Origin of the sequence: Candidatus Pedobacter colombiensis, from assembly GCA_029202485.1 — a bacterium.
GTDB classification, from domain to species: Bacteria; Bacteroidota; Bacteroidia; order Sphingobacteriales; family Sphingobacteriaceae; genus Pedobacter; species Pedobacter colombiensis.
Genome location: CP119313.1, coordinates 4776602 through 4803236, shown reverse-complemented (window position 1 = coordinate 4803236; position 26635 = coordinate 4776602). Strand labels below are relative to the sequence as shown.

The 26635-nt window shown below is 39.3% G+C and carries 23 protein-coding genes; 19 read left to right on the top strand and 4 right to left on the bottom strand.

Going from position 1 to position 26635, the window contains the following annotated elements; genetic code table 11:
- The first annotated feature begins 5 nt into the window (after positions 1 to 5).
- From P0Y49_19955 to P0Y49_19925, 7 genes are read left to right on the top strand one after another with little or no spacing between them, the layout of a single operon-like run.
- Positions 6 to 467: an SPOR domain-containing protein gene (locus tag P0Y49_19955; protein WEK19054.1), complete on the top strand. Its 462-nt coding sequence runs from the start codon at positions 6 to 8 to the stop codon at positions 465 to 467.
- Positions 457 to 1644 (top strand): M20 family metallopeptidase, encoded by a 1188-nt coding sequence (locus P0Y49_19950; GenBank protein WEK19053.1) that lies wholly within the window; start codon positions 457 to 459, stop codon positions 1642 to 1644. Before P0Y49_19955 ends, P0Y49_19950 begins: the two co-directional genes overlap by 11 nt.
- The gene (locus P0Y49_19945) at positions 1644 to 2576 is read left to right on the top strand and encodes a hypothetical protein (GenBank protein ID WEK19052.1); all 933 of its coding nucleotides are present in this window, start codon (positions 1644 to 1646) and stop codon (positions 2574 to 2576) included. Before P0Y49_19950 ends, P0Y49_19945 begins: the two co-directional genes overlap by 1 nt.
- Positions 2577 to 2623: 47 nt before the next feature.
- Complete coding sequence (locus P0Y49_19940) at positions 2624 to 4183, top strand: serine hydrolase (GenBank protein ID WEK19051.1); 1560 nt, start codon at positions 2624 to 2626, stop codon at positions 4181 to 4183.
- 29 nt (positions 4184 to 4212) lie between these two features.
- Complete coding sequence (gene dnaG / locus P0Y49_19935) at positions 4213 to 6201, top strand: DNA primase (protein WEK19050.1); 1989 nt, start codon at positions 4213 to 4215, stop codon at positions 6199 to 6201.
- 2 nt (positions 6202 to 6203) lie between these two features.
- Complete coding sequence (locus P0Y49_19930; protein WEK19049.1) at positions 6204 to 6566, top strand: YraN family protein; 363 nt, start codon at positions 6204 to 6206, stop codon at positions 6564 to 6566.
- Positions 6547 to 7641, top strand: a complete 1095-nt coding sequence (locus P0Y49_19925; GenBank protein ID WEK19048.1) for a glutaminyl-peptide cyclotransferase — start codon at positions 6547 to 6549, stop codon at positions 7639 to 7641. Before P0Y49_19930 ends, P0Y49_19925 begins: the two co-directional genes overlap by 20 nt.
- A gap of 111 nt (positions 7642 to 7752) precedes the next feature.
- On the opposite strand, the gene P0Y49_19920 is transcribed toward P0Y49_19925, so the two are convergent.
- Together P0Y49_19920 and pgi are read right to left on the bottom strand one after the other, a co-directional pair.
- A complete protein-coding gene (locus tag P0Y49_19920; GenBank protein ID WEK19047.1) occupies positions 7753 to 8283 on the bottom strand; it encodes a DUF4251 domain-containing protein in 531 nt (176 codons plus the stop codon).
- Between the two features lie 157 nt (positions 8284 to 8440).
- Positions 8441 to 10087 (bottom strand): glucose-6-phosphate isomerase, encoded by a 1647-nt coding sequence (gene pgi / locus P0Y49_19915; GenBank protein WEK19046.1) that lies wholly within the window; start codon positions 10085 to 10087, stop codon positions 8441 to 8443.
- Between the two features lie 231 nt (positions 10088 to 10318).
- On the opposite strand from pgi, the gene P0Y49_19910 reads away from it, so the two are divergent.
- The 3 genes from P0Y49_19910 (at position 10319) to P0Y49_19900 (ending at position 12894) form a co-directional block, all read left to right on the top strand.
- A complete protein-coding gene (locus P0Y49_19910) occupies positions 10319 to 10810 on the top strand; it encodes a hypothetical protein (GenBank protein ID WEK19045.1) in 492 nt (163 codons plus the stop codon).
- Between the two features lie 93 nt (positions 10811 to 10903).
- A protein-coding gene (gene prfB, locus P0Y49_19905; protein ID WEK19044.1) for a peptide chain release factor 2 occupies positions 10904 to 11978 on the top strand; the annotation gives its coding sequence in 2 pieces (ribosomal slippage) (positions 10904 to 10963 and positions 10965 to 11978; 1074 coding nt in all).
- Position 11979: 1 nt separating this feature from the next.
- A complete protein-coding gene (locus P0Y49_19900; protein ID WEK19043.1) occupies positions 11980 to 12894 on the top strand; it encodes an alpha/beta hydrolase in 915 nt (304 codons plus the stop codon).
- On the opposite strand, the gene P0Y49_19895 is transcribed toward P0Y49_19900, so the two are convergent.
- Positions 12889 to 13758: a transglutaminase-like domain-containing protein gene (locus P0Y49_19895; GenBank protein ID WEK19042.1), complete on the bottom strand. Its 870-nt coding sequence runs from the start codon at positions 13756 to 13758 to the stop codon at positions 12889 to 12891. The genes P0Y49_19900 and P0Y49_19895 overlap by 6 nt on opposite strands.
- 35 nt (positions 13759 to 13793) lie before the next feature.
- Here P0Y49_19895 and P0Y49_19890 point away from each other — a divergent pair, with 35 nt between their 5' ends.
- Positions 13794 to 14576 carry a class I SAM-dependent methyltransferase gene (locus tag P0Y49_19890; protein WEK19041.1) on the top strand — a complete coding sequence of 261 codons (783 nt, stop codon included), beginning with the start codon at positions 13794 to 13796 and terminating at the stop codon, positions 14574 to 14576.
- Positions 14577 to 14593: 17 nt separating this feature from the next.
- Here the strand turns inward: P0Y49_19890 and P0Y49_19885 are convergent, their stop codons facing one another.
- Positions 14594 to 15724 carry a BamA/TamA family outer membrane protein gene (locus P0Y49_19885; protein ID WEK19040.1) on the bottom strand — a complete coding sequence of 377 codons (1131 nt, stop codon included), beginning with the start codon at positions 15722 to 15724 and terminating at the stop codon, positions 14594 to 14596.
- A gap of 116 nt (positions 15725 to 15840) precedes the next feature.
- On the opposite strand from P0Y49_19885, the gene P0Y49_19880 reads away from it, so the two are divergent.
- The 8 genes from P0Y49_19880 to P0Y49_19845 all read left to right on the top strand — a co-directional run bounded on the left by P0Y49_19880 (position 15841) and on the right by P0Y49_19845 (position 26635).
- A complete protein-coding gene (locus P0Y49_19880) occupies positions 15841 to 16821 on the top strand; it encodes a deoxyhypusine synthase family protein (protein ID WEK19039.1) in 981 nt (326 codons plus the stop codon).
- Between the two features lie 253 nt (positions 16822 to 17074).
- Complete coding sequence (locus P0Y49_19875; GenBank protein WEK19038.1) at positions 17075 to 18370, top strand: c-type cytochrome; 1296 nt, start codon at positions 17075 to 17077, stop codon at positions 18368 to 18370.
- Between the two features lie 46 nt (positions 18371 to 18416).
- On the top strand, positions 18417 to 21488 hold the full coding sequence (locus P0Y49_19870; GenBank protein WEK19037.1) for a TAT-variant-translocated molybdopterin oxidoreductase: 3072 nt from the start codon (positions 18417 to 18419) through the stop codon (positions 21486 to 21488).
- A 24-nt stretch (positions 21489 to 21512) separates the two neighbouring features.
- A complete protein-coding gene (gene nrfD, locus P0Y49_19865) occupies positions 21513 to 22985 on the top strand; it encodes a polysulfide reductase NrfD (protein ID WEK19036.1) in 1473 nt (490 codons plus the stop codon).
- 2 nt (positions 22986 to 22987) lie between these two features.
- A complete protein-coding gene (locus P0Y49_19860; GenBank protein WEK19035.1) occupies positions 22988 to 23524 on the top strand; it encodes a DUF3341 domain-containing protein in 537 nt (178 codons plus the stop codon).
- Positions 23517 to 24107: a cytochrome c gene (locus P0Y49_19855; protein WEK19034.1), complete on the top strand. Its 591-nt coding sequence runs from the start codon at positions 23517 to 23519 to the stop codon at positions 24105 to 24107. Before P0Y49_19860 ends, P0Y49_19855 begins: the two co-directional genes overlap by 8 nt.
- A 15-nt stretch (positions 24108 to 24122) precedes the next feature.
- Positions 24123 to 25337, top strand: coding sequence for a quinol:cytochrome C oxidoreductase (locus P0Y49_19850; protein ID WEK19033.1), 1215 nt, complete (start codon positions 24123 to 24125; stop codon positions 25335 to 25337).
- Positions 25338 to 25405: 68 nt separating this feature from the next.
- The gene (locus P0Y49_19845; GenBank protein WEK19032.1) at positions 25406 to 26635 is read left to right on the top strand and encodes a cytochrome c oxidase subunit II; all 1230 of its coding nucleotides are present in this window, start codon (positions 25406 to 25408) and stop codon (positions 26633 to 26635) included.

Genomic DNA, 26635 nt, shown 5'->3' with positions numbered 1-26635 from the left:
CTTTCATGAAAAAATTGTTAACTGGCTTATTGTGTTGTTTTTCTGCTGTCGCATTTGCTCAAACAAAGGGGGTAGTTTCGGTAGTAAAGGACCCTATGATAGACAGTTTAATTGCCAAACGCATAGAATTAAATTTAAAATCTGCAGCTACCAGTACTCCGGGAACGGCAGGGAGTGGCAGACCGGGAACAACGCTTGTTTCACAAATGGGTTACCGCGTACAGATCTTTTACGGATCGGACAGGCGTGAGGTTTTTAACGAGCAGAGTAAATTCAACTCCAGCTATCCTGAGTTAAATACCTACATTACTTATAAGCAACCAAATTATTATTTACGGGTAGGTGATTTCAGAACACGGCTGGAAGCACAGCACTTAATGAATGAGCTTAGACAGATATTCCCTACGTTGTTTATTTTCAGGGAAAAGATTAATGCACCTAATTTAAATTACAGCAATGATAATTAAAGATAAGATTAAGGCACTTTCCGGCGATATATTTGAGCAGGTTGTGGGCTATCGTCACCACTTGCATGCTAATCCGGAGCTTTCTTTTAAGGAATTTCAAACTTCAGCATTTATTAAGGGTATTTTAACAGATTGGGGTATTCCTTTTACTGAAATGGCCAATACAGGCGTTGTTGGATTGATTACCGGTGAGCTTCCTTCGGACAAGATCATCGCTTTGCGTGCTGATATGGACGCATTGCCGATATTGGAGGCTAATGATAAACCTTATGCTTCTAAAAATTCGGGTGTAATGCATGCCTGTGGTCATGATGTACATAGCTCTTCTTTGCTGGGGACAGCCTATATTTTGAATAGTTTGAAGGGAGAGTTTGGTGGGACTGTGAAATTGATATTTCAGCCTGCAGAAGAAATGTTGCCTGGTGGGGCAAGCATCATGATCAAAGAAGGTGTATTGGAAAATCCTAAACCTCAGCAGATCATCGGGCAGCATGTAATGCCTTTGATTGAGTCGGGTAAGGTAGGTTTCCGCTCAGGTATTTATATGGCCTCTACAGATGAGCTATATGTAACTGTGCGCGGTAAAGGCGGGCATGGAGCTCAGCCACATCAGAATATAGATCCGGTTTTGATTGCCTCACATATTGTAGTGGCCTTACAACAGATTGTGAGCAGAAATGCCGATCCGCGTTTACCATCGGTGCTTTCTTTTGGTAAGGTAATTGCCAATGGTGCAACGAATATCATTCCTAATGAGGTAAAACTGGAAGGTACTTTCAGGACACTGAATGAGGAATGGCGTAAGGAAGCTAAACGTTTGATGAAAAAAATGGCCGAAGGCATTGCAGAAAGCATGGGCGGAAGCTGTGAATTTAACATTATGGATGGTTACCCTTATTTAATCAATGAGCCGCAAGTAACCGCAAATGTGCGTGCAAGTGCCGAAGATTATTTAGGTAAGGAAAATGTAGTTGATTTGGATATCTGGATGGCTGCTGAAGACTTTGCTTATTACTCGCAGATTACCGATGCCTGTTTCTACAGATTAGGCACCGGGAATAAAGAGAAGGACACCTGTTATTCTGTGCATACGCCAAATTTTGACATAGACGAAGATGCTTTGAAGCTATCTACAGGCTTAATGGCTTATATGGCAGTAAAGCAGTTGGGTAATTAATGAAGAGATTACTCTTGTTTACAGCTCTGGTGGTGTTGTCTTTTAAAGGGTTTGGGCAGGTGGTTCCCCGCTTTAATCCGGATACGATTAAAACCGTTCAGCTGGATTCTGCTGTAAATATTACTGCTGAGCGTTTAAGTGCCGAGACTTTTATCAGAGCTGTGATTTCTGATACGAGCTTTTACCAGGCTTTTCGAAATATGAAGAAATATGCGTTTATAGCCGAGAATAACATTTACACGTACGATAAAAAGAACAAGGTAACCGGGCGTTTATACAGTAAGGTGAAGCGGAATGCTTCGGCTCCATGGCTGGAATATCTGGTAAAACAGGATACCGGTAAGCTTTTTAAGAAAAATGGGAAATATGACCTTTATACGGTTGAGATGTTTGACTATATTTTTATGAACGCTTATCAGTCTTCCTATTCTTCCGAATCAGTTGCTGGGAAGGCAGATGGAGCTCTTGCAGGGTATAAAGACAAATTAAAAACATTGATCTTTTCTCCAGGCCGACCGGTTAAGGGATTGCCCTTTATAGGTAGTAAAACAGAGATTTTTACTGCCAATATGCGGCAGTATTATGATTATAGCTTTTATAGCGGAACGTATCTGGACTCCATTCCTGTTTACCGTTTTAAGGTTACGGTAAAGCCCGACCTGAGCAATTGGACTAAGGATGGCCTAATGATTAAAGAACTAACGACTATTTTTGATAAGCGTAACTTTGAAATTCTGGGTAGATATGTGGATATGAAATACAGCAATATGCTTTTTGATTTCAATGTCCAAATGAACATTGAAATGCGTTATTTTGGGGAGGAGAAGTTGCCTGCCAAGATCAGCTATCAGGGAAATTGGAATGTTCCGATGAAGAAGCAGGAAAGGGCTAGTGTGTTGGTTTTGCAAAGAGATTACCACATGGGTAAATAACGAAGAAGAAGGTTTTTTTATAACTTTATAAAACAAGTATTTTCTCTATGAATAGAAACAAAATCATGGGCTTACTGGCTTTATTGCTGTTTAACTTTGCTGTAAAAGCGCAATTGAGCTCAGCGCAGGTAGATAGCCTGGTTCAAAAGGCGCTTGTTACTTTTGATGTTCCGGGAATTGCGGTTGCTATTGTAAAAGATGGTAGAGTGATTCACAGCAAAGGTTATGGTGTACGGTCACTGCAGACAAAAGCATCTGTAACGGATCATACGCTTTTTGGAATTGCGTCCAATAGTAAAGCCTTTACTGCCGCGGGCCTGGCTATTCTGGTTGATGAAGGGAAGTTGCGCTGGGATGATAAGGTGGTAGACCTGATCGCTGACTTTAAAATGTATAATCCTTATGTAACTCAGGAGTTCACCGTTAGGGATTTGTTGACACATCGAAGCGGACTGGGGCTTGGTGCCGGCGATTTGATGATCTGGCCAGATTCTACTACTGTAACTAAAGCGGAACTGATTCATAATTTAAGGTTTTTGAAACCTGTATCAGGATTTAGAACCAAGTTTGATTATGATAACCTGTTGTATGTGGTGGCTGGAGAGGTTTTGGCAAAGGTATCTGGCATGACCTGGGAAGACTTTATCGAGCAGCGGATCATGAGGCCATTAGGCATGACCGAAAGTGCAGCAGATTATTCGCGTTTAAAAGACAATAGAAATTCAATCGATGCGCACGCTCCTGTTAATGGTAAAATCACTGTGATTGGGAAGGAATTTACCTCTATTGCGAATGCAGCGGGCGGGATTTGGTCTAATGTAGCTGAAATGAGTAAATGGGCAGTTATGCAATTGAATGATGGTAAATACGGAGAAAATCTGAGTAAAAAGATATTTACAGCTGCATCGCATCAGGAAATGTGGAGTCCGCAAACCATTATGGGTGGTGGATCGCCCTACAACACGCATTTTAACAGCTACGGCTTAGGTTGGTTTTTGAGTGATGTGAATGGTTATTTGCAAGCATCACATACAGGTGGCCTTGGAGGCATTGTAACTCAGGTAACGCTAATTCCGGAACTTAAGTTGGGTATTATTGTCCTGACCAATCAAGAGTCCGGAGCAGCTTTTACAGCAATTACGAATTCTATTAAAGATGGATATTTTGGTATTAAGGGAAAGGACCGTATCAAGCAATATAGAACCAATGAATTAAAAAGTCATGAAGAGGGCGAGGCCATAACTAAAAAAGTTTGGGCTGATATTGCGGCGGCACAAAATAAGAACATCGCCAAACCCGATCTGGATATATATACTGGAAAATTTAGAGATGACTGGTTTGGGGAAATTAATGTGGTTAAAAATGGAGCCGATTTATGGTTTCAAGCGATTAAATCTCCTAAATTAAAAGGGAAGATGTCCTTTTATAAAGGAAATACGTTTATTGTAAAATGGAATGACAGTAGCATGAATGCGGATGCTTATGTTATTTTTGCTTTAGGAAAAGATGGGCAGGCAAGCGGAATAAAAATGGAAGCTATTTCACCATTGACAGACTTTAGCTATGATTTCCAGGATTTGGATTTCAGCAGAATTAATAAAAAATAATTTACAATTGACAGGAGGAAGAGGAAGGAATGATTAATCAGGATACGATCAACAAAATAATGGACACTGCCCGCATTGAAGAGGTGGTGGGTGATTTTGTTGCGCTAAAGAAGCGGGGTACCAGTTTAATTGGGAACTGCCCTTTTCATAATGAGAAAACACCTTCTTTTAACGTTTCAGTTACTAAAGGGATTTATAAGTGCTTTGGTTGTGGTAAAGGGGGAGATTCGGTCCATTTTATTATGGACCACGAGAAGTATTCTTACCCGGAGGCACTGAAATACCTTGCGCAGAAATACAATATTGAGGTAGAGGAGACGGTACAGTCGCCCCAAAATATTGAAGCCCAGAATGCGCGTGAAAGTTTATACATTGTTTCCGAATACGCCGCCAACTATTTCTCCAATGAGTTGTGGACGGGTAGTGATGGCCGTGCAATAGGATTAAGCTATTTTAAAGAGCGTGGCTTTAGGGAGGATATTTTAAAGAAATTCCAGGTAGGTTATTCACCCGATTCATGGGATGCGCTGATTCAAAGTTCAGTTGCTGCCGGACATAAGGAAGAATACCTTGAAAAAACAGGACTGGCCATCAGAAATGATAAAGGCAAGTTATATGACCGCTTTAGAGGTCGGGTATTGTTTCCTATTCACAACTTTACAGGTCGGGTAATTGGCTTTGGTGGGCGGACTTTAAAAACGGATAAGAATGTTCCTAAGTACGTAAACTCTCCGGAGAGTGATATTTACCACAAATCTAATGTGTTGTATGGTTTGTATCATGCAAAGAAGGCCATTAGGGAATTCGACAATTGCTATCTGGTCGAGGGTTATGCAGATGTACTGGCTGTGCACCAGGCTGGGATAGAGAATGTGGTGGCTTCATCAGGTACTTCTTTAACCACTGAGCAGATCCGGTTGATTGGTAGATTTACAGAGAATGTGACTATTCTTTATGACGGGGATGCTGCGGGGATAAAGGCCTCTTTGCGTGGATTGGATATGATCCTGGAAGAGGGGCTCAATGTTAAAGTTGTGCTTTTTCCGGATGGCCATGATCCGGATTCTTATATGCACCATGTAGGATCTGGAGAGTTTAAAAAATACATAGAGAGTAACCGCAGGGACTTTATTTTATATAAAGCCAATATCTTACTTAAAGAGGCTGGTACCGACCCAATAAAAAGGGCTGGCATCATCAGAGATATCATAGAAAGTATTGCCAAGATCCCAGATGAGATTAAGGCAGCAGTTTTTATAAGAGAATGTAGCAGTTTATTGCAGGTTGAGGAAAAGACATTACTGTCTGAACTCAGCAAAATGCGGATTGCAAAGTTTAAGAAAGCTTCCGGGAATACTCCAAGTCCGCAGACACAGTCTTTTCAGCAACATCAAAACAACGCCTATCAGCCTTACGAAGATGGACCGCCAGATAACCTGTTTGAAAGCTCTGGCCCTTATGAGGCGCCTGCTCCAACAGCTCAAGCCAGCAATGATCAGATTCAGGAACGGGAAATTGTACGGTTATTGTTGGCATTTGGCCACGAGTTGGTTACCTGGGATGGTATCGATAATATGTATATTGGATCGTTTATTATCCAGAATTTAACGGATGTGGTCTTCGAAGATAGGCTCTGTAACCGTATTATTGAAAACTATAGGGAGGAAATTGAAAATGGGCACTTGCCTGTTGCCAGTCAATTTATAAAAAGTCAGGATCGTGAAATTGCGGACCTTGCGATTACGCTTTCCACATCGCCCTACATCTTAAGTGAGAATTGGGAGGCTAAACATAATATTTATGTTAAGGATGAAAGTGAAAACTTGAAAGCGACTATTTTGGGTGGTTTATTTCACTTGAAAAAAGCCAAAATAGCAGGAATTCTTTCCGATATTGCTCACGAAATTAAAACGGAAGTAGACCCTGTGAATATAGAGATTTTAATGCAAAGATTTGTGGCGATGAAAGGGGTGGAGAAGGAGATTTCTAAACATTTAGGCATTACAATCTTAAAATAGAGATGGCAACGCACAATGATCTGGGTAAACGGGGCGAAGAAATTGCTGTAGCTTATCTGGAGAATTCCGGTTATAGGATTTTAAATACGAACTGGAAATGTGCAAGAGCGGAAGTAGATATAATTGCAGATCTGCAGGGGACCATTGTTTTTGTCGAAGTGAAAACACGTACTTCAGTAGATTATGGGCAACCTGAGGAATTTGTGAATTATAAAAAGGAGAAGCAGCTTGAGTTTGCCTCTTCAGCCTATATAGAAATGAAGCAGCATGAAGGAGAGATTCGTTTTGACATTATTGCAATTGTTTTTGAAAATAAACACCTTTATAAAATTAATCATATTGAAGATGCATTCTGGCCAAGTTAAAAGTACATTTAGTAAAGCAATGCCTGTCGTTTGCTTGTTATTTAGTTTATTGTTTGTGATTTCCTGCAAGGAAAAATCATCTGCTCCGGCTTTTTCATTTAGGTTGCCTGAGCAGGGCCAGTCTTTTGGACTTGGTGATGAAGTAAAAATTGCACTGGATGTTCCGGAAGGAGCACATGTGACTTCTGCGACCTATTTATTGGATGGCAAGGAAGTAGGTATAAAGAATAACGCTGATGCGATTTCTGTAAGTACTGCAGGTCTGTCGTTGGGGTATAAGCTAATTACTGCTGTTGTAGACAATGGAACAGTTAAAGATACCCTAACGATCAATATAGAGCTTAAATCGGCGGTTAAACCGGAGCTGTATGGATATAAGGTAATCAATACCATGCCGCACGATACTTCGGCTTATACACAAGGTCTGGAATACCATAATGGTCGGTTTTTGGAAAGTACTGGACAGGAAAAACATTCAACCCTACGTTGGGTAGATGTAAAATCTGGGAAAGTATTGCAACAGATTAAATTGGATGATCAGTATTTTGGCGAAGGATCAAGTCTGGTAGGTGATAAAATCGTGATGCTGACGTGGCAAAATCGTTTAGGATTGATATTTGATGCAAAATCATTTAAGCAATTATCCACATTTCCATATCAGGCAAGCATGGAAGGCTGGGGCCTTTGTTTTGATGGGACTCAACTGATTAAATCAGATGGAACTAATAAGCTCTGGTTTCTGAATAAAGATACTTATAAAGAAGAAAGGTCTATAGATGTGTATGACAATAATGGCCCTGTAGATTCACTGAATGAATTGGAGTACATTGATGGTAAGATTTATGCCAATGTATATACTAAAAATATTATTATAGTGATTGACCCTAAATCAGGCGTTGTAGAGAAAGAAATTGATTTTTCGGGGTTGTTGCCAGCTGATTACTTTAAAGATGGCGAGGAGCGCGCAAATAACGTACTGAATGGCATCGCCTGGGATGTTGTAGGTAAGCGCTTGTTTGTTACCGGAAAGAAATGGCCTAAGCTATTTGAAGTAAAATTAGTGCCTAAAAAATAAGGATTTGGGAATAAGGATGAAGGAGCAAGGAACAAGGATGAAAGACTAAGCGCCCAATGTCTTTGCTCCTTCATCCTTGCTCTTTATTCCTGGTTCTTTAATCCTTGCTCTTTATTCCTTTTTCTCTTTAGGTTCGCTAATAAAACCGTTAAAGGATATCGACTGTCTGGTGTTGCTGTTTACGCTAAGCGTACCGTATCCATTATCAGAAACATTTAAAATCATAGACTGGGTATCTTTGGCGTCCTTAAAGTTCATGGTAATTATCCACGAACCTTTTTTCTTTTTTTCGGCTTTATATGTAAAATTCTTAGACTTGAATTTAATACCTGCATCGTCAGGGTTTAAGGTTGCACTATAAGCCCTTCCATAATAAGGCAGGTAAGCCTCAATGCTGTCTTTAGTCACAATAAGTTGGTATTGCGCTCCGGAAAGCTGGATTGTTCCACCTCCACCATTACCTGGCATTCTGCTTAAAATCCTATTTACGTCGTTATTCGCCATTGGCATTGCAGAAGTAGCATTGAAAATATAATGCTGGTTGTCAATTACCTTTATGGTAGTTGCTTTATCAGTTTGCGCGTTTACTTGTATTGCAATCAGCAATGTAGCCAATACTAAAATGTTTCTAACTGTTTTCATTTTGCGTTTTTTAATGATTTGTTTTCATATTTAAGGACGAATTAATGTACCCTTTTAATTATGATGCCTGCACGAGTTATTTTCCATAAATCATGCAGGTTTATATAATCCAAAATACTGAATTAGAACAAAATGTCATTAAAAAAGTTTGATCCCCTTATCTCCAGCTCTTATACTGATTAATTAGTCCGTTGGTAGATCCGTCATGAGAAGTGATAGCCGCATTGCCATCCAGTTCCGGTAAGATGCTCTTCGCAAGCTGTTTGCCCAATTCTACACCCCATTGATCAAAACTGAATATATTCCAGATGATGCCCTGTACAAATATCTTGTGCTCATATATGGCAATCAGGTTTCCAAGGCTATATGGCGTAACTTTCTTCAGCAGGATTGAATTGGTTGGTCTGTTTCCTTCAAATACTTTGAATGGGGCTAGTTTTTCGATTTCTGCATCAGATTTACCCTCTTTCTTTAGTTCGGTAACGACTTCTTCTTTGGTTTTACCATTCATAAGGGCCTCCGTTTGTGCAAAGAAGTTTGAAAGTAAGATAGGATGGTGGTTTCCTATTGGGTTTAAACTTTGTGCAGGGGCTATAAAATCACAAGGGATAATGCGCGTACCCTGATGAATCAGTTGATAGAAAGCATGTTGTCCATTCGTTCCAGGCTCGCCCCAGATAATTGGACCTGTTTCATACGTCACATCATTTCCATTACGGTCTACATGTTTTCCATTACTTTCCATATCTCCTTGTTGGAAATAAGCCGCAAAACGATGCATATATTGATCGTAAGGTAAGATGGCCTGTGTTTCTGCATCAAAGAAATTAATATACCATACGCCGATCAAGGCCAGTATTACCGGTACATTGATCTCAAACTCGGCGCTTTCAAAATGCTGATCAGCAGCATGAGCTCCGGCAAGTAGTTGTTTAAAGTTATCGAAGCCAATGCTTAAGGCAATAGGAAGGCCGATCGCACTCCATAATGAATACCTGCCGCCTACCCAGTCCCAGAATTCGAACATGTTATCGGTATCAATACCAAATGCTGCTACATCTTTTTCGTTGGTAGACAATGCAGCGAAGTGTTTGGCTATATCTTCATTTTTTGCTCCATTTTCGAGGAACCAATCCCGCGCAGTATTGGCGTTTGTCATGGTTTCCTGTGTAGTGAAAGTTTTGGAGGCAATCAGGAACAATGTGGTTTCAGGATCAACAGCTTTCAGAGTTTCTACAATATGTGTACCGTCAATATTGGATACGAAATGCATGTTTAGGTGATTCTTGTATGCTTTTAAAGCTTCAGTAACCATTACCGGGCCCAAATCAGAACCTCCGATGCCAATATTTACCACATCGGTAATGGCTTTCCCGGTATACCCTTTCCAGCTTCCAGAGATAATCTGCTGACTGAACTTCTCCATCTTATCGAGCACCTTGTTTACTTCAGGTACTACATTTTTACCATCCACCAGGATTTCTTCATTGCTTAGGTTTCGCAATGCGATATGCAATACCGGTCTGCCTTCTGTTTGGTTGATCTTTTCTCCGCTAAACATTGCCTTAATGGCTTCGTCCAATTTGCACTCTCTGGCCAATTGTATGAGTAATGCAATGGTGGTGTCGTCTATTCTATTTTTAGAATAATCTACCAGAATGTCCTCAAACAAAAGGGAAAATTTCTCAAATCGGGCTTCATCTTCCGTGAAAAGTTCTTTAAGACTCTTCTTGTTTAGGTCGATGAAATGATCGGCAAGGTACTTATACGCAGCTGTTTCTGTGAAGTTTACTGTTGGTAGCATAATGGTTAATGTTTTTGTAAATGTAATGGTTTATTTTATTTCATATAATTCTATATCTATTTAATAACAATAAAGTATGCGAGATGTTATAGGACTGGGTAGGGCTTGAAGTTTCATGTTGGGTAAGCTGCAGGACAATGCTCTGAAACACAATCGCCTAATGCGCTGTTTGTTAGCAAGGACAGATTATTAGCGGTAGATTAGATTATAAAACCTTTTAAAAAAACACCTATGTTAGACAATTTAAATCAATTGGTAAAGGAAAATGTTCAGGACGCTATTGTAAACAATAGTGAAGTTCCGAACGAGCAAAATGAAGCGGCTATTTCAGCTGCTTCGGGGTCGATTGTTGATGCAATTAAACAACACCTATCATCTGGAAACTTAAGTAGTCTTGTGGATTCCTTTAAGGGAGGGAATCCAGAAGGTAGTTCGGTTGCACAGGCTGCCACGGCTGGTTTTACGGATAAACTGGCGGGGATGGGTATCAATTTGGAATCGGCCAAAAATATAGCTTCTTCTGTGATTCCTAATATTGTTGGAAAATTTGTGAATAAGACAAATGACCCTAATGATAGTTCATTTAATATTCAGGATATAATTAGTAAGATATCGGGACCAGATGGCAAGTTTCAGTTATCTGACATCACCAATCTGTTCAGCGGGGGTAAAGAGGGAGAATCAGGCGGTGGAATCATTGATAAATTGAAAGGACTTTTTTAGCTGAGTTTAATAGCATAATACGGTAAAAGGGTTGGACCGAAAGTACTTTTGATCCAACCCTTTTTGTGTGATAAATATTATATATTTGTGGTTATGACAAAAGAACAAATTCAGGATTTAAGGGACAGAGTAGCGTCGCTGAGGAGGTATCTTTGACGTTGAAAATCGACTAGAAGACATTCGTATTGAACAGGAGTTGACCTTACAGCCGAATTTTTGGGATGATCCCAAGAAGGCGGAAAAGCATATAGCGGAGATCAACTCAAAAAAAATATGGACTGATGCCTGGCAAAATGCAAATGCTTTGCTGGAAGATACCTTGGTGCTGTTTGATTTTCTTCAGAGTGGAGATGCTACGGAGGAAGAGATGGAAGAACAATATCAGCTCTGCTTAAAAGCAATAGAAGATCTGGAGCTAAAAAACATGCTTAAAAATAAGGAAGATCAGTTGCCTGCTGTACTCCAAATCACTGCAGGTGCAGGAGGAACAGAAAGCTGTGATTGGGCCTATATGCTGATGCGTATGTACATGATGTGGGGCGAAAAGAACGGGTATAAAATTACTGAACAGGATTACCAGGAGGGTGAAATTGCAGGTGTTAAATCGGTAACACTACAGTTTTCGGGCGAATTTGCTTATGGTTACCTAAAGGGGGAAAATGGAGTTCATCGCTTGGTCAGAATTTCTCCTTTTGATTCGAATGCCCGCCGGCATACTTCTTTTGCTTCTGTATATGTTTATCCTTTGGTTGATGATACCATTGAGATAGAAGTAAAGGATTCTGAAATTGAGTTTGAAACGTTCCGTTCCGGTGGGGCGGGTGGACAAAATGTAAATAAAGTGGAGACTGCTGTAAGGTTGCATCATAAACCTTCCGGGATTATCATTAAAAATCAGGAGTCGCGGTCTCAGCTACAAAATAAAGAGAATGCAATTCGTTTATTGAAATCTCAGTTGTATGAAGCTGAAATGCGCAAGCGGATGGAGGCAACTGCATTAATTGAAGGCAATAAAAAGAAAATAGAGTGGGGCTCACAAATCAGGAGTTATGTGCTGGACGATAGGAGGGTGAAGGATCACCGTACAAATTTCCAGTCTTCAAATCCTCAGGCGGTGCTGGATGGGGAGTTGAATGACTTTTTGAAAGCATACTTAATGGAGTTTTAAAATGAAGTATTTAGGAGGCCGACTATTCATGACATTAATGTTAGCTGCAAGTGGCCTGATGGCTCAGGAAGTGTTGCCGCTTTATCCCGGAAAGATTCCAGGAGCGAAACCTACGCCTGCAGATTATCAGGAGGTAACCACCATGCGTGAGGAAAGAGGGGCCGGCATAACGAAAGTGTCGGTGCCAACACTTACAGTCTACCAACCAGACAAAGGTAAGGGGGATGGAACTGCGGTGATCATTTGTCCGGGTGGTGGTTATTCAGGATTGGCTATGGGGCATGAGGGGTATCAGGTTGCGGAAAGGTTCGCGTCGATAGGGGTAACCGCATTTGTATTGAAATACCGTTTGCCTAGCGATGCGATTATGGAGGATAAATCTATAGGGCCGCTTCAAGATGCTGAGCAGGCTATATACCGCGTAAGAAGGGATGCTGTAAAATGGGGTGTTGATCCATCAAAAATAGGTATAATGGGTTTTTCGGCAGGTGGGCATCTGGCGTCGAGCTTAACGGTACATTATAAAGATGTAAAAATTGAAAATAAGGAGGGGATTAGTCTTCGCCCTGATTTTTCAATTTTAATCTATCCGGTAATTTCATTTACTGAATCTGCTCATACAGGGTCTGCAAAGAATTTGGCGGGGACTAATGAGAATTTAAAAGCGTATTTTTCTAATGAAAAGCATGTAAACGCAGAAACACCACCAACATTTATGGTTCATGCCAATGATGACCAGACGGTACCGGTTCAAAATAGTATTCTGTTTGATCAGGCATTGGTAAACGCAAAGGTTAAGGGTGAATTGCATATATACCAGGCAGGAGGTCATGGCTTTGGGATGAAAAATAAAACCACTACAGAAGACTGGTTTAAAAGTCTGGAGGGTTGGATGAAAGGCAATAAGTTTTTATAAGTTGTCGCTGTTCAGGATTTCCTGTAGTTGTTTCAATTCCTCTACCTTTTCTGTTGATCCCAGGTTTTCATAAGCTGAAATCAAATTGCGAATGATTCTTCTAATGATCTCGACATTACTGCATGGTGCGTAAAATCCGGGAAGCGGATCGAGGTTTAACTGGCGAAGAAACTGATCTACATCGTGTTTGCCAAAAATAGCACCTTTGTTAAAGGCATTGATGTAAAATAACACCCCAAATTCCTGTTCGTCGCGCTTGCTCTCATCAATATATCCGAGGATGAAATGCTGAGGCAGATTTACGCCATATACAGGAATGTCTAATTTCTGGGCAAGTGTGGAGTAAATTATGGCCAGTGATATCTGGTTTCCTTTTTTGCTTTCCAGCACCTGACTGATATAGGAGTTTTGAGGATCATGATGGTTTTTGGTATTTCCACTAAAACCGTATACGTTGTAAAATATATGATTAATGAGCTTTATTTTCTCAATAGAGCTCATTTCGTACTGTAGTCCCAGCCAGATCTCTCTTTTGATGTCTTCTATTTGGATGATGATCTTTTGCTCGTCAAGATCAGGGTATTGATAGCGGTTAATGACCAAAGCACCCTGCAAAAGATCGAATGCTCCACTATGATACCATAAATTAAGGTCTTCTTTTACACTATTGAACTGGATTTTGTGTACTATATTTTCAATGCGTTCCTGGAGTAAGGTATCCAGTGAATGCTCCCATTGGTTTTCTAAATAATCAACTACTTGAGTTCCATATTCGAGCAGGCGTTTCTCAACGTGCTCATAGACCTCCTGATCGGGGTCGTCAAGCAGTTTTACCAATGCATTTATTTCTTTACTATTTTCCATTACACATGCAAATTTGAATGCCTATTTTTGCGACTATGGTTTTTAATTTTATCGGCGATTTTCTTAAGCACCGTTTCACTGCTAAAAGCAGACACGGTACACATTCCCCATTTGTATATAAACTTACTGATGAGGTAATTTACGATTTTAAGTCCAAAACAGACTACAAAACTATTGAGGCGCAGCGAAAAAAACTTTTCAATGACGATTCATTAATCACGGTTACAGACCTTGGAGCGGGTTCTCACCTAAATAAAGACAGGACTAAGAAAGTAAAAGAGATTGCAAAAAATGCATTGAAAAGTCCGGCACTGGCTCAACTGATTTACCGCCTGGCGAAAGATTGTAATCCTTCATGTATCATAGAGTTGGGTACTTGTCTGGGTATTACTACTGCTTATTTGGCTAAGGCTTGCCCGGATGCTGAGGTGGTGACTATTGAGGGCTGTCCCGAAACCGCAAAGGTTGCTTATCGCAATTTCCGCAAGTTGGAATTGGAGAATGTTGAGTTGCAGGTAGGTAATTTTGATGTGTTGCTACCTGAAGTTATAGCAGAACATGAAAAACTGGACTTTGTTTATATTGATGGGAATCATAGAAAAGAGGCTACGCTTAATTATTTCAAATTGTGCCTGCCTAAGGTACATGAAGGGTCGCTACTGATATTTGATGATATTTATTGGAGTAAAGGTATGAAAGAAGCCTGGACGGAAATAAAGAACCATCCGGATGTAACTGTAACTATTGATTTATTCTGGATCGGGTTGGTTTACTTTAGAAAGGGACAGGCTAAAGAGCATTTTAAGATTAAATTTTAATTTATTATTGAAATAGCCTAAAATGCTTCGGCCAGACTAATGTAAAAACCGGTCTGGCGTTTTTCATTTGGACGTTTCTCTCCAATGCCATAATCTAAACGCATACTTAAGCCTTTTTCCGGATCGAAGAAATATCTGCCGCCTGCACCAACGGAAGGTTTAAAGCTCTTAACTGCAAAACCACCATTATCAAAAACTTGTCCGGCACCACCAAATATCACAGCTCCAAAGCGGTTGTTGTAGCGGTATCTGAGTTCTGCTTGAGCAGCCAGGAGATTTTTATCACGGTAACGACCGGTGTAATAGCCCCGCATCATTTCATCATTACCCATTTGTGGTAATAAATAGAATGGGGTGTTTCTACCTTGTATGGTATGGTACAGGGCGTTCAAGCCCAGGACAAACTTAGGCGATAGTGACCAGAAATTGCTGGCGTTTACCTTAATTAGGCTCCCCGTGAAATTCTCTCCACTCCAGAAGTCAGGTGCATATTGATAACTAATCTTTCCTATAAAACCTTTTGTAGGGTAATTATTGGAGTTTCTGGTATCATAACTTTGAGAAATACCGGCATAGATTACATCACCGCCTGTTTTACCAATTATAAAGGGGTCAGAGCTAAAGATTCCTCCGTGTACTTTATCTTTAAAACTAAAATGCTCAAAGCCGAGTGAAAAACCCGTATATAGATTTGGAGCGAGCTTTTTGTCGGCTTCTATAAGCAGCTTGATCTGATCCTGAACCAAACGTATCTCATTAGCCTGCAAAGTTTCGTTGCCAATGCCATAAAAATTAAAGGGCATCCGTCTAAGCTTAACTTCACTAATGTAATGGTATTTGTTTTGTTTGGTCCAGATGTCGCTTTTTAGCGAAACATTATATTGGCCTTTAGTAGAAACGGAGAGTATTCCCGTAAAGTTAGAGCTTCGGTTAGCCGGATCTTTCTTGTCGAGATAAAGGGAGTAAAGCGTTCCTAATCCAAGTTCTAAGCCTATTTCCTGACTATACCTGAATACCGGTAGGGGCATAAAACTAGCTTTTCGTGTGGTATCAGCTTTGTTGGATAAGTATTTTTCTATCAGTTTCTTTTGCCCTATTACGTTTGAAGTGATTAAAACAAATATGGTGCAAATCGAAAGTTTTTTCATCGGCCTAAAATAGTGGAAAGGTTTTAAATATCGGTGTCCGCAGAGCAAGTTTAAAGCCAAATAGTTTTAAGTAATAATATTTATCTATTTTTGCCGCAACAAAAAAATAGATTAAGATGAGTACAACAAGAGGACCGATATCTCAATTTATGGAGCGTAATTATCTCCATTTTAATGCAGCAGCTATGATGGATGCGGCTAAAGGATATGAAACACATTTAGATGAAGGTGGAAAAATGATGATTACCCTTGCAGGTGCAATGAGTACTGCTGAGTTGGGTATTTCACTGGCAGAGATGATCCGTCAGGATAAAGTTTCTATCATTTCATGTACAGGTGCTAACCTGGAAGAGGATATCATGAACCTTGTTGCGCACTCACATTATAAACGCGTTCCTAACTATCGTGATTTAAGTCCACAGGATGAATGGGATTTATTAGAAAACCATTACAACCGTGTTACGGATACTTGTATTCCGGAAGAAGAAGCATTTAGAAGACTGCAAAAACACATCAATAAAATATGGAAAGATGCAGAAGCGGCTGGTGAGCGGTACTTCCCGCACGAGTTTATGTATAAGATGTTGTTGAGTGGTGATTTGGAGCAATACTATGAGATTGATCCTAAAAACTCATGGATGCTTGCTGCGGCTGAAAAGAATTTGCCGATCGTTGTACCAGGATGGGAGGACTCGACAATGGGAAATATCTTTGCTTCTTATGTGATGAAAGGTGAAGTTAATGCTACTACTGTAAAGGGTGGTATTGAATATATGGGTTATTTAGCTGATTGGTATATCAAGAATAGTGAAGGCAAGGGAATTGGCTTCTTCCAAATTGGTGGTGGTATTGCTGGCGATTTCCCAATCTGCGTTGTACCTATGCTTTATCAGGATATGGAAATGCCTAATATTCCATTCTGGAGCTACTTCTGTCAGATTTCTGATTCGACAACTTCTTATGGTTCTTATTCGGGTGCTGTACCTAATGAGAAGATTACGTGGGGTAAGTTGGATATCCACACACCTAAATTTATTGTAGAATCTGATGCAACAATAGTGGCTCCATTGATGTTTGCATGGATACTAAAAATGTAATTCAAAATAACAAATGAGGTAATAATCCAATACCTTTTGAGGATCACCAATTTTTATAAGAAATTGGTGATTTTCTTTGTTTAAAGCATTAAAATGACATTATTTAGATTGATTATAAATTGTATTTACTGTCATTTCTTTGTCATTGGTACGTTAATAAATTTTACTTTTGTGGACGTTTTGGTGAAGACCCCGTGTTTAAACATCAATTACGTTTATAAAGTTTTTTAAAAAATAGTATAAAATACTCATTATGAGGGATATCTCATTGATCATTAGAAGAGTTTGGAAGTCGGCGTTCATGTTTACGGCTCTATCTGTTTTAATCGTTTCTGCAACACAAGCGCAAGATGTAGTGGAGGGAAGAAAAATATTTAAAGATAAATGTGCTTCTTGTCACCAATTAGACCGTAACAGTACTGGTCCGGCATTAACACCTAAGCTGAAAGAGCTGGATGAAGCTTTCGCCATTAAATGGATTAGAAACTGGAAGGCTTTAGTTGACGCGGGTGACAAACAGGCTATCGAGGCTACGAAGTTCTCTCCTGTAGAGATGACTACGTTCCCAACGATGACTGACGAGCAGATTAAAAGTGTAATCGCTTATGCAAAAGCAGGCGAGCCGAAAAAAGAAGCGGTGGCTGGTGCAGCTGTAGCAACAGGTTCTGACGAGGTTTCGTCTTTCTCTATTGCAGGGGTTGCCTTGATTATACTTATCTCTATTGCTGTATTGGTTGTTTTAGGCCGTGCAGTAAAAATGTTAGAGCGTTTGATTCTTAAGAAACAAGGAATTGAAGTTCCTGAAGAAGAAAATGTTTCTTTTGCTGATGGTACACGTAAGATGTTTAAAAATAAGAAGTTTGTATTCTTCTTCATTTTATGTTTGATTATAACCTTAGGTTCATTTGGATGGATGGGTATGTGGGATACAGGTGTACATACAGGTTATCAGCCGGTACAACCTATCAAGTTCTCTCACGAGTTGCACGCTGGGGTTAATCAGATTGATTGTCAATATTGTCACTCAGGTGCATTTAAATCTAAAAATGCTTCTATACCGTCAGTTAATGTTTGTATGAACTGTCACAAAGCTGTACAGGCAACTGAAAAATACAACGGAGAGATTTCTCCTGAGATCCAAAAGATCTACACTGCTATAGGTTATGATCCAAATACACTTACTTACGATAAATCGAAAGAAAAGCCGGTTGAGTGGGTACGTGTACACAACTTGCCTGATTTTGCTTACTTCAATCACTCACAACACGTTGTAGTTGGTGAGGAAGCTATCAGAAAAGAAAAAGGTTTACAGCCTAATGAACCAGTATGTTTTGCATGTCATGGTCCGGTAAATACAATGGAAGAAATCTATCAGTATTCTCCACTAACCATGAAATGGTGTATCAACTGCCATAAAAATGCAGAGATTTCAGGTAAAGACAACGCATTCTATACTAAAGTGATTGAAGCCCATGAGAAAATCAAAAAAGGCGAGAAAATCACTCCTGCATTGCTAGGTGGTTTAGAGTGTGGTAAGTGTCACTATTAATAGAGTTTAATAACAAAGAACGTTCGATAACAGTAATATAGCTTAAATGGAAAGCAATAAAAAATACTGGAAAGGCTTAGAAGAGTATAACAACACTCCGGATTTTGTTGAAAACAACAAGAACGAATTTGCTGAGCCACTTCCAATAGAAGATGTTTTAAATGAAGCAGGGTTAAGTACCGTAACTCCACGCCGTGACTTTTTAAAAGCTTTAGGCTTTGGTTTAGGTGCGGTAACATTGGCGGCTTGTCACACAGCCCCTGTTCGTAAGGCAATACCTTATGTAATTAAACCTGAAGAGGTTGTTCCGGGTATTCCTAACTATTATGTTTCAAGCTTTAAAGGTCACCCTGTATTGGTTAAAACCAGAGAAGGTAGACCAATTAAGATAGAGGCAAATACAAATGCAGGTGTATATAACTGTGGTACTGATGCGCAAGCTCAGGCTTCCGTGTTAGATCTGTATGATGTATCCAAATTAAAAGCACCTTTATTAAAAGAAAACGAAGCTACCTGGGTTAAGGTAGATGAGTTTGTAAAAGGAGAGTTAAACAAAGTTCAGGCTTCGGGAAAGAAAATCCGTTTGGTTTCTTCTTCTGTAAACAGTCCTTCTACAAAAGCAGTTATTGCTGATTTCACTGCTGCTTATCCTAATACTAAACACGTACAATACGATGCGGTTTCTTATACAGGTATCATTAAAGCGAATGAGAATAGCTTCGGTAAAGCTGTTGTTCCTAAATATAATTTTGATAAAGCAGACCTGATTGTAAGTTTCGGAGCTGACTTTTTAGGTACATGGATTAATGGTGAAGAGTTTACTGCTCAATATGTTTCTAACAGAAACCATAAGTCGTTAAAAGAAGGCAAAATGTCTCGTCACTTCCAATTTGAGGCGGGTATGAGCTTAACAGGTACAAATGCAGATACACGTATTCCGGTAAAATTATCGGAAGAGGGCCCTGCTTTGATCGCCTTATATAATGCAATTACAGGTGCCGGCTTAGCTGGTGGTACTTTACCTAATAATGTTACTGCTGATAAAGCATTGAAATTAGTAGGTAAAGAGCTTTTACAAAATAAAGGTAAAGCGCTTGTAGTTTCAGGATCAAATGATGTTTCTACTCAAATTTTAGTAAATGCTATAAACTCTGCTATCGGCAGTTATGGTACTACTATTAATTTAGATAATCCTTGCAAACTTTATGCAGGTAATGACGCTGAATTTGCTGAATTGATCAATGAAATGAACAGAGGCGAAGTTGCTGCTGTTTTCTTCCTGGATAGCAATCCGGCTTACGATGTAGCAAACACTAAAGCGTTTACTGATGCTTTAGCGAAAGTCGCCTTAAAAGTGTCGTTCTCTGACCGTAAAGATGAGACTTCTACTTTGTGCGATGTTACTGCAATTAACCATAACTATTTAGAGTCATGGGGTGATGCAAGCTCGTACGAAGGAGTTTATTCTATTGTACAGCCAACAATTAATCCTGTATTTAATTCACGTCAGGCAGAGGAGAGTTTATTGATCTGGTCTGACAATGCTGTTAAGGAATACTATCAGTATGTTCGTAACAACTGGGAGAAAAACATCTTACCTGCTGTAGGTGCTAACTGGATGGAAGCTTTACAAAAAGGTGTATTTGCCCTTGCTGAAAAACCAGCAGGTGCATATACTTTCAGCCTTTCTTTAGCGGCAGTAGTTCCTTCTATTTTAAACGATAGCAAAATCTTAGCTAAAGATATCGAGCTTCAGGTATACGAAAGTGTTCCGATGCGTGATGGTAAACATGCCAACAATGCATTCTTGCAAGAGCTTCCTGATCCAGTTTCGAAAGTAACCTGGGATAACTATGTTGCTATTGCACCAAAGTATGCAGAGAAATTAGGATTTAAAGAATTTGATATCGTTTCAGTGAAAGCTGATAACGGTTATACGATTGACCTTCCTTTATTGATCCAACCAGGGCAAGCGATAGGTACTGTATCCATTGCATTAGGTTATGGCCGTACCAAAGCTGGTAAAGCCGGTGATAATGTAGGTAAAAATGCTTATCCTTTTGTAAGCTTTAGCAATGGTACTCTAAAGTATGCTACGACTGTTAAATTAGCAGCTACTGGCAGAAGAGAAGAACTTGCTCAAACACAAACACATTATTCTTTTGAAGGTAGAAATGTAATCCGTGAGGCTACATTTGCTGAATACCAAAAGAATCCTGCTGCTGGTTCGGGTAATGATCATGCTAAGCATAAAACTTACGATTTATGGAGTAAATATGAAACACCAGGTAACAACTGGGTAATGGCAATCGATTTGAATGCTTGTACCGGTTGTGGTTCTTGTATTGTTGCTTGTAACGTAGAGAATAACATTCCTATTGTAGGTAAAGATGAAGTGCGCAGACGCAGAGAAATGCACTGGATCCGTATCGACCGTTACTACAGCTTTAACCAGGAAGGTGAAGCCCATGCAGAAGGTGCACATGGTCATAGTGCTATTAACGCTGTAACGAAAGAGAAAGAGATTGCTCATCTGAATGAAGATCAAATGAACAATGTATCGGTTGTACACCAGCCAATGCTTTGTCAACATTGTGATCATGCTCCATGTGAGACTGTTTGTCCGGTATTGGCTACAGTACACTCTTCAGACGGTTTAAATCACATGGCTTACAACCGTTGCGTAGGTACTCGTTACTGTGCAAACAACTGTCCATATAAAGTACGTCGTTTCAACTGGTTCAACTACTGGAATGATTCACGTTTTGACAACTACCTGAACAATGAATTTACTCAGTTGTTACTTAACCCTGATGTAACTACACGTTCAAGAGGTGTGATGGAAAAATGCTCGATGTGTATTCAGCGTATTCAGGCAGGTAAATTGAAAGCTAAAATTGAAAAACGTCCGTTGAAAGATGGCGATATCAAAATGGCATGTCAGCAAGCTTGTTCTGCAAATGCAATCATCTTTGGTGATTCCAACGACCCTGAATCGGAAGTTTCTAAAGCATTACGTAGTGAACGTATTTACTATGTGTTGGAAGAGATTAACGTACAACCGGGTATAGGTTATATGACGAAAATTAGAAATACAGATACAACAGTACAAGCGTAAGCTGATATTAAAGGAAAATAAATTATGTCAGGACATAACGAATCAATATTAAGAGAACCACTAATCACCGGTACAGATATCACGTATGCAAAGATTACGGATGATATTTTATCACCGGTAGAGAATAAGCCAAACAGGGCTTGGTGGATAGGATTTACCGTGGCACTGTGCGGAGCTTTACTATGGGTAGTAGCAGTAAGCTATACCTTCTGGTTTGGTATCGGTGCCTGGGGATTAAATAAAACAGTTGGATGGGCATGGGATATCACCGGTTTCGTATGGTGGGTAGGTATTGGTCACGCAGGAACACTTATTTCTGCAGTACTATTGCTCTTCCGTCAGAACTGGCGTAACTCGATTAACCGTTCGGCAGAGGCGATGACAATCTTCGCCGTTATTTGTGCGGCAACGTATGTAGTATCTCACATGGGTAGACCATGGTTAGCTTACTGGGTACTTCCGTTACCAAATCAATTCGGATCATTATGGGTTAACTTTAACTCACCATTAGTATGGGATATGTTTGCGATCTCAACTTACTTCTCGGTATCACTATTGTTCTGGTATACAGGTTTATTACCTGATATCGCAACTATTCGTGACCGCGCTACAGGTGTTAGACGCAGAGTTTATTCAATATTATCATTTGGATGGTCGGGAAATGTGAAGACATGGCAGCGTTTTGAGGCTGTATGTTTAGTCTTAGCTGGTATTTCTACACCTTTGGTACTTTCGGTACACACGATTGTATCTATGGACTTTGCTACTTCGGTAATTCCGGGATGGCACACTACAATTTTCCCTCCTTATTTCGTAGCGGGTGCGATCTTCTCAGGATTTGCAATGGTACTAACACTTATGTTGGTTACCCGTAAAGTATTGGGTCTTGAAAACTACATCACCATGTTCCACATTGAATCTATGAACAAGATTATCATCTTGACAGGATCGATTGTGGGTGTGGCTTATTTAACCGAGTTCTTTATTGCCTGGTATTCAGGTTCTGAGTATGAGCAATATGCTTTCATCAACCGTTCTACTGGTCCATACTGGTGGGCATACTGGATGATGATGACTTGTAACGTAATCTCTCCTCAGTTGTTATGGTTCAAAAAGATCCGTACCAGCATCCCTGCTACCTGGATTTTATCTATCGTAGTAAACATAGGTATGTGGTTTGAGCGTTTTGTAATTATTGTAACTTCATTACACCGTGATTATATTCCTTCAAGTTGGGCAATGTTCTATCCAACCTGGGTAGATGTGAGTGTATTTGTGGGGTCAATTGGTCTGTTCTTTACTTTGTTCCTGTTGTTCTTAAGGGTATTGCCTTCAATTGCAATTGCAGAGGTTAAGATGATATTGAAAAGTGCTAGTGAGCAGGTTAAACTTAAGCAAATTAAAGAAGGTCATTTGGATCCGACACATGTATCAGAATACATTGAGTCTTTAGAGAAATTTGATAGTGTTAAACAAGAAGAATACGCAAAAATATAACAATGAATAATACCAAATATATTTTAGGCAGCTTTGGTGATCCTGATGAAATGATGCATGGCATCGATAAATTGCAGGAAAACAACATTAAGATACATGATGTTTATACGCCAATGCCTATTCACGGCATAGAAGCAAAATTAGGAGTTAAACGTTCGAGGTTAGATATTGCTGCTTTCTTTTTCGGAATCACGGGTACTTGTACCATGCTTTCATTTGTATATTATGCAGCTGCTATCGACTGGCCAATCAATATTGGTGGTAAGCCGCACTTTGCTTTACCGGATTTTATTCCAATTACATTTGAGTTGACTATTTTATTTTGTGCTTTTGGTTTAGTAGCTTCTTACTATGCATCGACCCACTTATTTCCGGGAAGAGCACCAAGAGTAATGGATTTAAGAGCAACAGATGATAGGTTTATTATTGCAGTTGATGCAAAAGAAAACACTGATCACAGTAAGATTGACGATTTATTAAAGGAAGCTGGTGCTTTGGAAGTAAAGCATAATGAAAGGAAGTATATTAGCTATGAATAAGAGTAAAGTAGTTTTAGCCTCATTTTGTATTCTTGCAGGTGCTGTTGTATTTTCAGCATGCAAGGATAAAAGAAGTCCGGGTTTAGAATACGCACCAAATATGTATGAACCGATTGCTTACAATCCGGATCAACCTAATCCTAATCCAAGTTTTAAAGGACAAACGGCACAAACTCCGCCTGCACATACCAATCCGGTAGGATTCAATAAGTATGATGATTATCCTAACACTAAGGAAGGATATGAGTTGGCTGGTGCGAATCTGGTTAATCCACTTCCTTTAACGGAAGCAAACGTGGAATCAGGTAAGCATTATTTCACTGTATTTTGTTCTCCATGTCACGGAGAAAAAGGTGATGGTAAAGGTCACTTGGTTCAAATTGAAAAGATCAGCGGAATTCCTGCTTATCATGGTGATGCAACTTCTTCGCGTGGTGGTCTGATGAAAGATTTAACAGCAGGAAAAATTTATCATACCATTGAGTATGGTTTAAATAATATGGGATCACATGCCTCTCAGCTATCTCCAGAAGAAAGATGGAAAGTAGTGATGTATGTTCAACAATTACAAAAAATACAATAGAAAAGCACAATATAAATGGGAACTCACAATTATAATTTTACTGAGCAGTTTGAGTTTACAGGTAAAGCTAAAACTTTAAGCATAATCGCTATTGTAATAGGTCTGGCGGCTATAGGTTATGGTTTTTCTGCTGAGGCGCTTCATGAGCGTACCTTTGCAAACCTGTTGCTAATGGCTTATTACTTCGCATGTGTATGCATGTCTGGAGCTTTCTTCCTTGCTGTTCAATTTGTAGCACAAGCTGGCTGGTCTGCTTCTATATTACGTGTACCGCAGGCAATGGCCAAAACTCTACCAATAGCAGTAATCATATTACTTGCGGTAATTGGTGCAGGTTTATATACACACAACTTATATCATCACTGGCACGCTGTAGGATTAACAGATCCCGGCAGTGCAAACTATGATAAAATAATCGATGGTAAATCATCTTTCCTGAATGTACCTTTCTTCATGGCTCGTCAGGTAATTTTTCTAGGTGTTTATACCATCTTCGCTTTATTATTATCAAAGCTATCTAACAATGAGGATCTTGAAGGTGGTTTAAATTCATACAGAAAGAGCTTTAAATACTCTTGTATATTTTTGGTTATTTATGGATTTACCACACCAATTTTTGCTTTCGATACTGTAATGTCACTTGAGGCACACTGGTTCTCAACTATGTTTGGTTGGTATAACTTTGCTGCCATGTGGGTAAGTGCTTTAGCTACTATTGCGATCATCTTGATTTTATTGAGAAAAGCAGGTTACATGAACTGGGTAAACAATAGCCATTTACATAACCTTGGACAATTGGTTTTCGGTTGGTCTATTTTCTGGACTTATGTATGGTTTGCTCAATTTTTGTTAATCTATTATGCTAACATGCCAGAGGAGACTGTATATTTCTATAACAGGTTTGAAAATTATCAATTCTGGTTTTACCTGAATTTGGTATTGAACTTTTTAGCTCCTGTGTTTTTGTTAATGGACAGAGACAATAAAAGACACGAGAATATATTATTGACCGTATGTATTGTTGTTGTATGTGGCCACTGGGTTGATTATTATCAAATGATCATGCCAGGAACAGTTGCTGAAGAACATACATTTGGTATAATAGAGATTGGTACCGCGATTGGTTTTGTTGGTTTGTTTACTTTTACAGTTTTGAGTGCTTTAAGTAAGAAACCTTTAATCGCTAAAAACCATCCGTTTTTACAAGAAAGTTTACACCACCATTTGTAGTTGGTGATCTTTATAGATAATAAAAAATAATAGTATAATAGAAGTACAGCGTTACTACTTTTAAGGAAATGAGTTTAAGAAAATTTATAAGTAACAAAACGATAGCGGCACTAGCAGTAATTTTAACTGTGTTTGCAAATACCAGCGCTTTTGCACAAGCTGCAGCCGCTGAGACCGCTAAAAAGCCCGTTGATATGGGGCCGATTTATAAATCGGTGATATTTTATGCCATGGCCTTTTTACTGGTTTGCTTATTCGTAGCAATCATTGGAAAAGCATTAAAGGTATATGAATTGACCCGTGAGGCTCAGGATAAACCAAAAGGAATTAACTGGAATACAGTTAATGGAGTGCTTTTTGCATTGTTCCTTATTGTAGGTTTATATGGTGTATATTGGGAATATACAGTTCATGGAAACATGATCCTACCTGAAGCAGCATCAGAACATGGTAAAAAGATTGACCAGATGTTTAACATTACGTTGATCCTTACAACTATAGTTTTCATTGTTACACACATTCTTTTATTTGCTTTCGCTTATTTCTATAAATACACAAACAAAAGAAAAGCATATTATTACCCTCACAACAATACCATTGAGCGTATCTGGACAATTGTTCCGGCTTTCGTTTTAACAATTTTGGTATTAATGGGATTCCTTACCTGGAGATCAATTTTTTACAAAATCGAAGACCCTAATAACAAACCTATCAGTATTGAGATTACTTCATCTCAATTTGCCTGGGCAATTCGCTATGCAGGTGCTGATGGTGTAGTTGGTACAAAGAATTACAAATTGATCACCGCAAATAATGCATTAGGTATTGATTATAAAGATAAAAACTCACTTGATGATCAGTCGGCAGATGAGATGGTAATTCCGGTTAACAAGCCAGTGCGTTTAATTTTGACCAGTAAGGATGTAATTCATAGTTTTTATATGCCACATTTCAGGGTTCAATTGAATACAGTACCAGGCATGACTTCTTACTTCGAATTTACACCGACCATCACTACTGAAGAGATGAAGGCTAAAACGAACGACCCTACTTTTAAATATTTGTTTTTATGTAACAAGATCTGTGGAGACGGTCACTATAAAATGCAAAAAGAAGTTAAGGTTGTTTCAATGGCTGAATATGAGGCTTGGGTAAAACAACAACCAGCTTATTTAACTGACGATTTGAAAAAGGAATTTAACTTACCTGTAACACCTGCTGCTGCTCCAGTAGCTGCTGATACAACAGCAAAGGAAGCCTCGGCAGTTAAAACAAAACAATTAGCTTTAAAAAATTAA

Bases quoted from the DNA above. Each gene is read 5' to 3' on its own strand.
- P0Y49_19930 (WEK19049.1), top strand. From the start codon at position 6,204: ATGGCAACGCACAATGATCTGGGTAAACGGGGCGAAGAAATTGCTGTA.
- pgi (WEK19046.1), bottom strand. From the start codon at position 10,087: ATGCTACCAACAGTAAACTTCACAGAAACAGCTGCGTATAAGTACCTT.
- P0Y49_19885 (WEK19040.1), bottom strand. From the start codon at position 15,724: ATGAAAAAACTTTCGATTTGCACCATATTTGTTTTAATCACTTCAAAC.
- P0Y49_19955 (WEK19054.1), top strand. From the start codon at position 6: ATGAAAAAATTGTTAACTGGCTTATTGTGTTGTTTTTCTGCTGTCGCA.
- P0Y49_19855 (WEK19034.1), top strand. From the start codon at position 23,517: ATGAATAAGAGTAAAGTAGTTTTAGCCTCATTTTGTATTCTTGCAGGT.
- P0Y49_19900 (WEK19043.1), top strand. From the start codon at position 11,980: ATGAAGTATTTAGGAGGCCGACTATTCATGACATTAATGTTAGCTGCA.
- P0Y49_19925 (WEK19048.1), top strand. From the start codon at position 6,547: ATGCATTCTGGCCAAGTTAAAAGTACATTTAGTAAAGCAATGCCTGTC.
- P0Y49_19880 (WEK19039.1), top strand. From the start codon at position 15,841: ATGAGTACAACAAGAGGACCGATATCTCAATTTATGGAGCGTAATTAT.
- P0Y49_19910 (WEK19045.1), top strand. From the start codon at position 10,319: ATGTTAGACAATTTAAATCAATTGGTAAAGGAAAATGTTCAGGACGCT.
- nrfD (WEK19036.1), top strand. From the start codon at position 21,513: ATGTCAGGACATAACGAATCAATATTAAGAGAACCACTAATCACCGGT.
- P0Y49_19950 (WEK19053.1), top strand. From the start codon at position 457: ATGATAATTAAAGATAAGATTAAGGCACTTTCCGGCGATATATTTGAG.
- P0Y49_19895 (WEK19042.1), bottom strand. From the start codon at position 13,758: ATGGAAAATAGTAAAGAAATAAATGCATTGGTAAAACTGCTTGACGAC.
- P0Y49_19860 (WEK19035.1), top strand. From the start codon at position 22,988: ATGAATAATACCAAATATATTTTAGGCAGCTTTGGTGATCCTGATGAA.
- P0Y49_19875 (WEK19038.1), top strand. From the start codon at position 17,075: ATGAGGGATATCTCATTGATCATTAGAAGAGTTTGGAAGTCGGCGTTC.
- P0Y49_19920 (WEK19047.1), bottom strand. From the start codon at position 8,283: ATGAAAACAGTTAGAAACATTTTAGTATTGGCTACATTGCTGATTGCA.
- dnaG (WEK19050.1), top strand. From the start codon at position 4,213: ATGATTAATCAGGATACGATCAACAAAATAATGGACACTGCCCGCATT.
- P0Y49_19940 (WEK19051.1), top strand. From the start codon at position 2,624: ATGAATAGAAACAAAATCATGGGCTTACTGGCTTTATTGCTGTTTAAC.
- P0Y49_19850 (WEK19033.1), top strand. From the start codon at position 24,123: ATGGGAACTCACAATTATAATTTTACTGAGCAGTTTGAGTTTACAGGT.
- P0Y49_19945 (WEK19052.1), top strand. From the start codon at position 1,644: ATGAAGAGATTACTCTTGTTTACAGCTCTGGTGGTGTTGTCTTTTAAA.
- P0Y49_19845 (WEK19032.1), top strand. From the start codon at position 25,406: ATGAGTTTAAGAAAATTTATAAGTAACAAAACGATAGCGGCACTAGCA.
- P0Y49_19890 (WEK19041.1), top strand. From the start codon at position 13,794: ATGGTTTTTAATTTTATCGGCGATTTTCTTAAGCACCGTTTCACTGCT.
- P0Y49_19870 (WEK19037.1), top strand. From the start codon at position 18,417: ATGGAAAGCAATAAAAAATACTGGAAAGGCTTAGAAGAGTATAACAAC.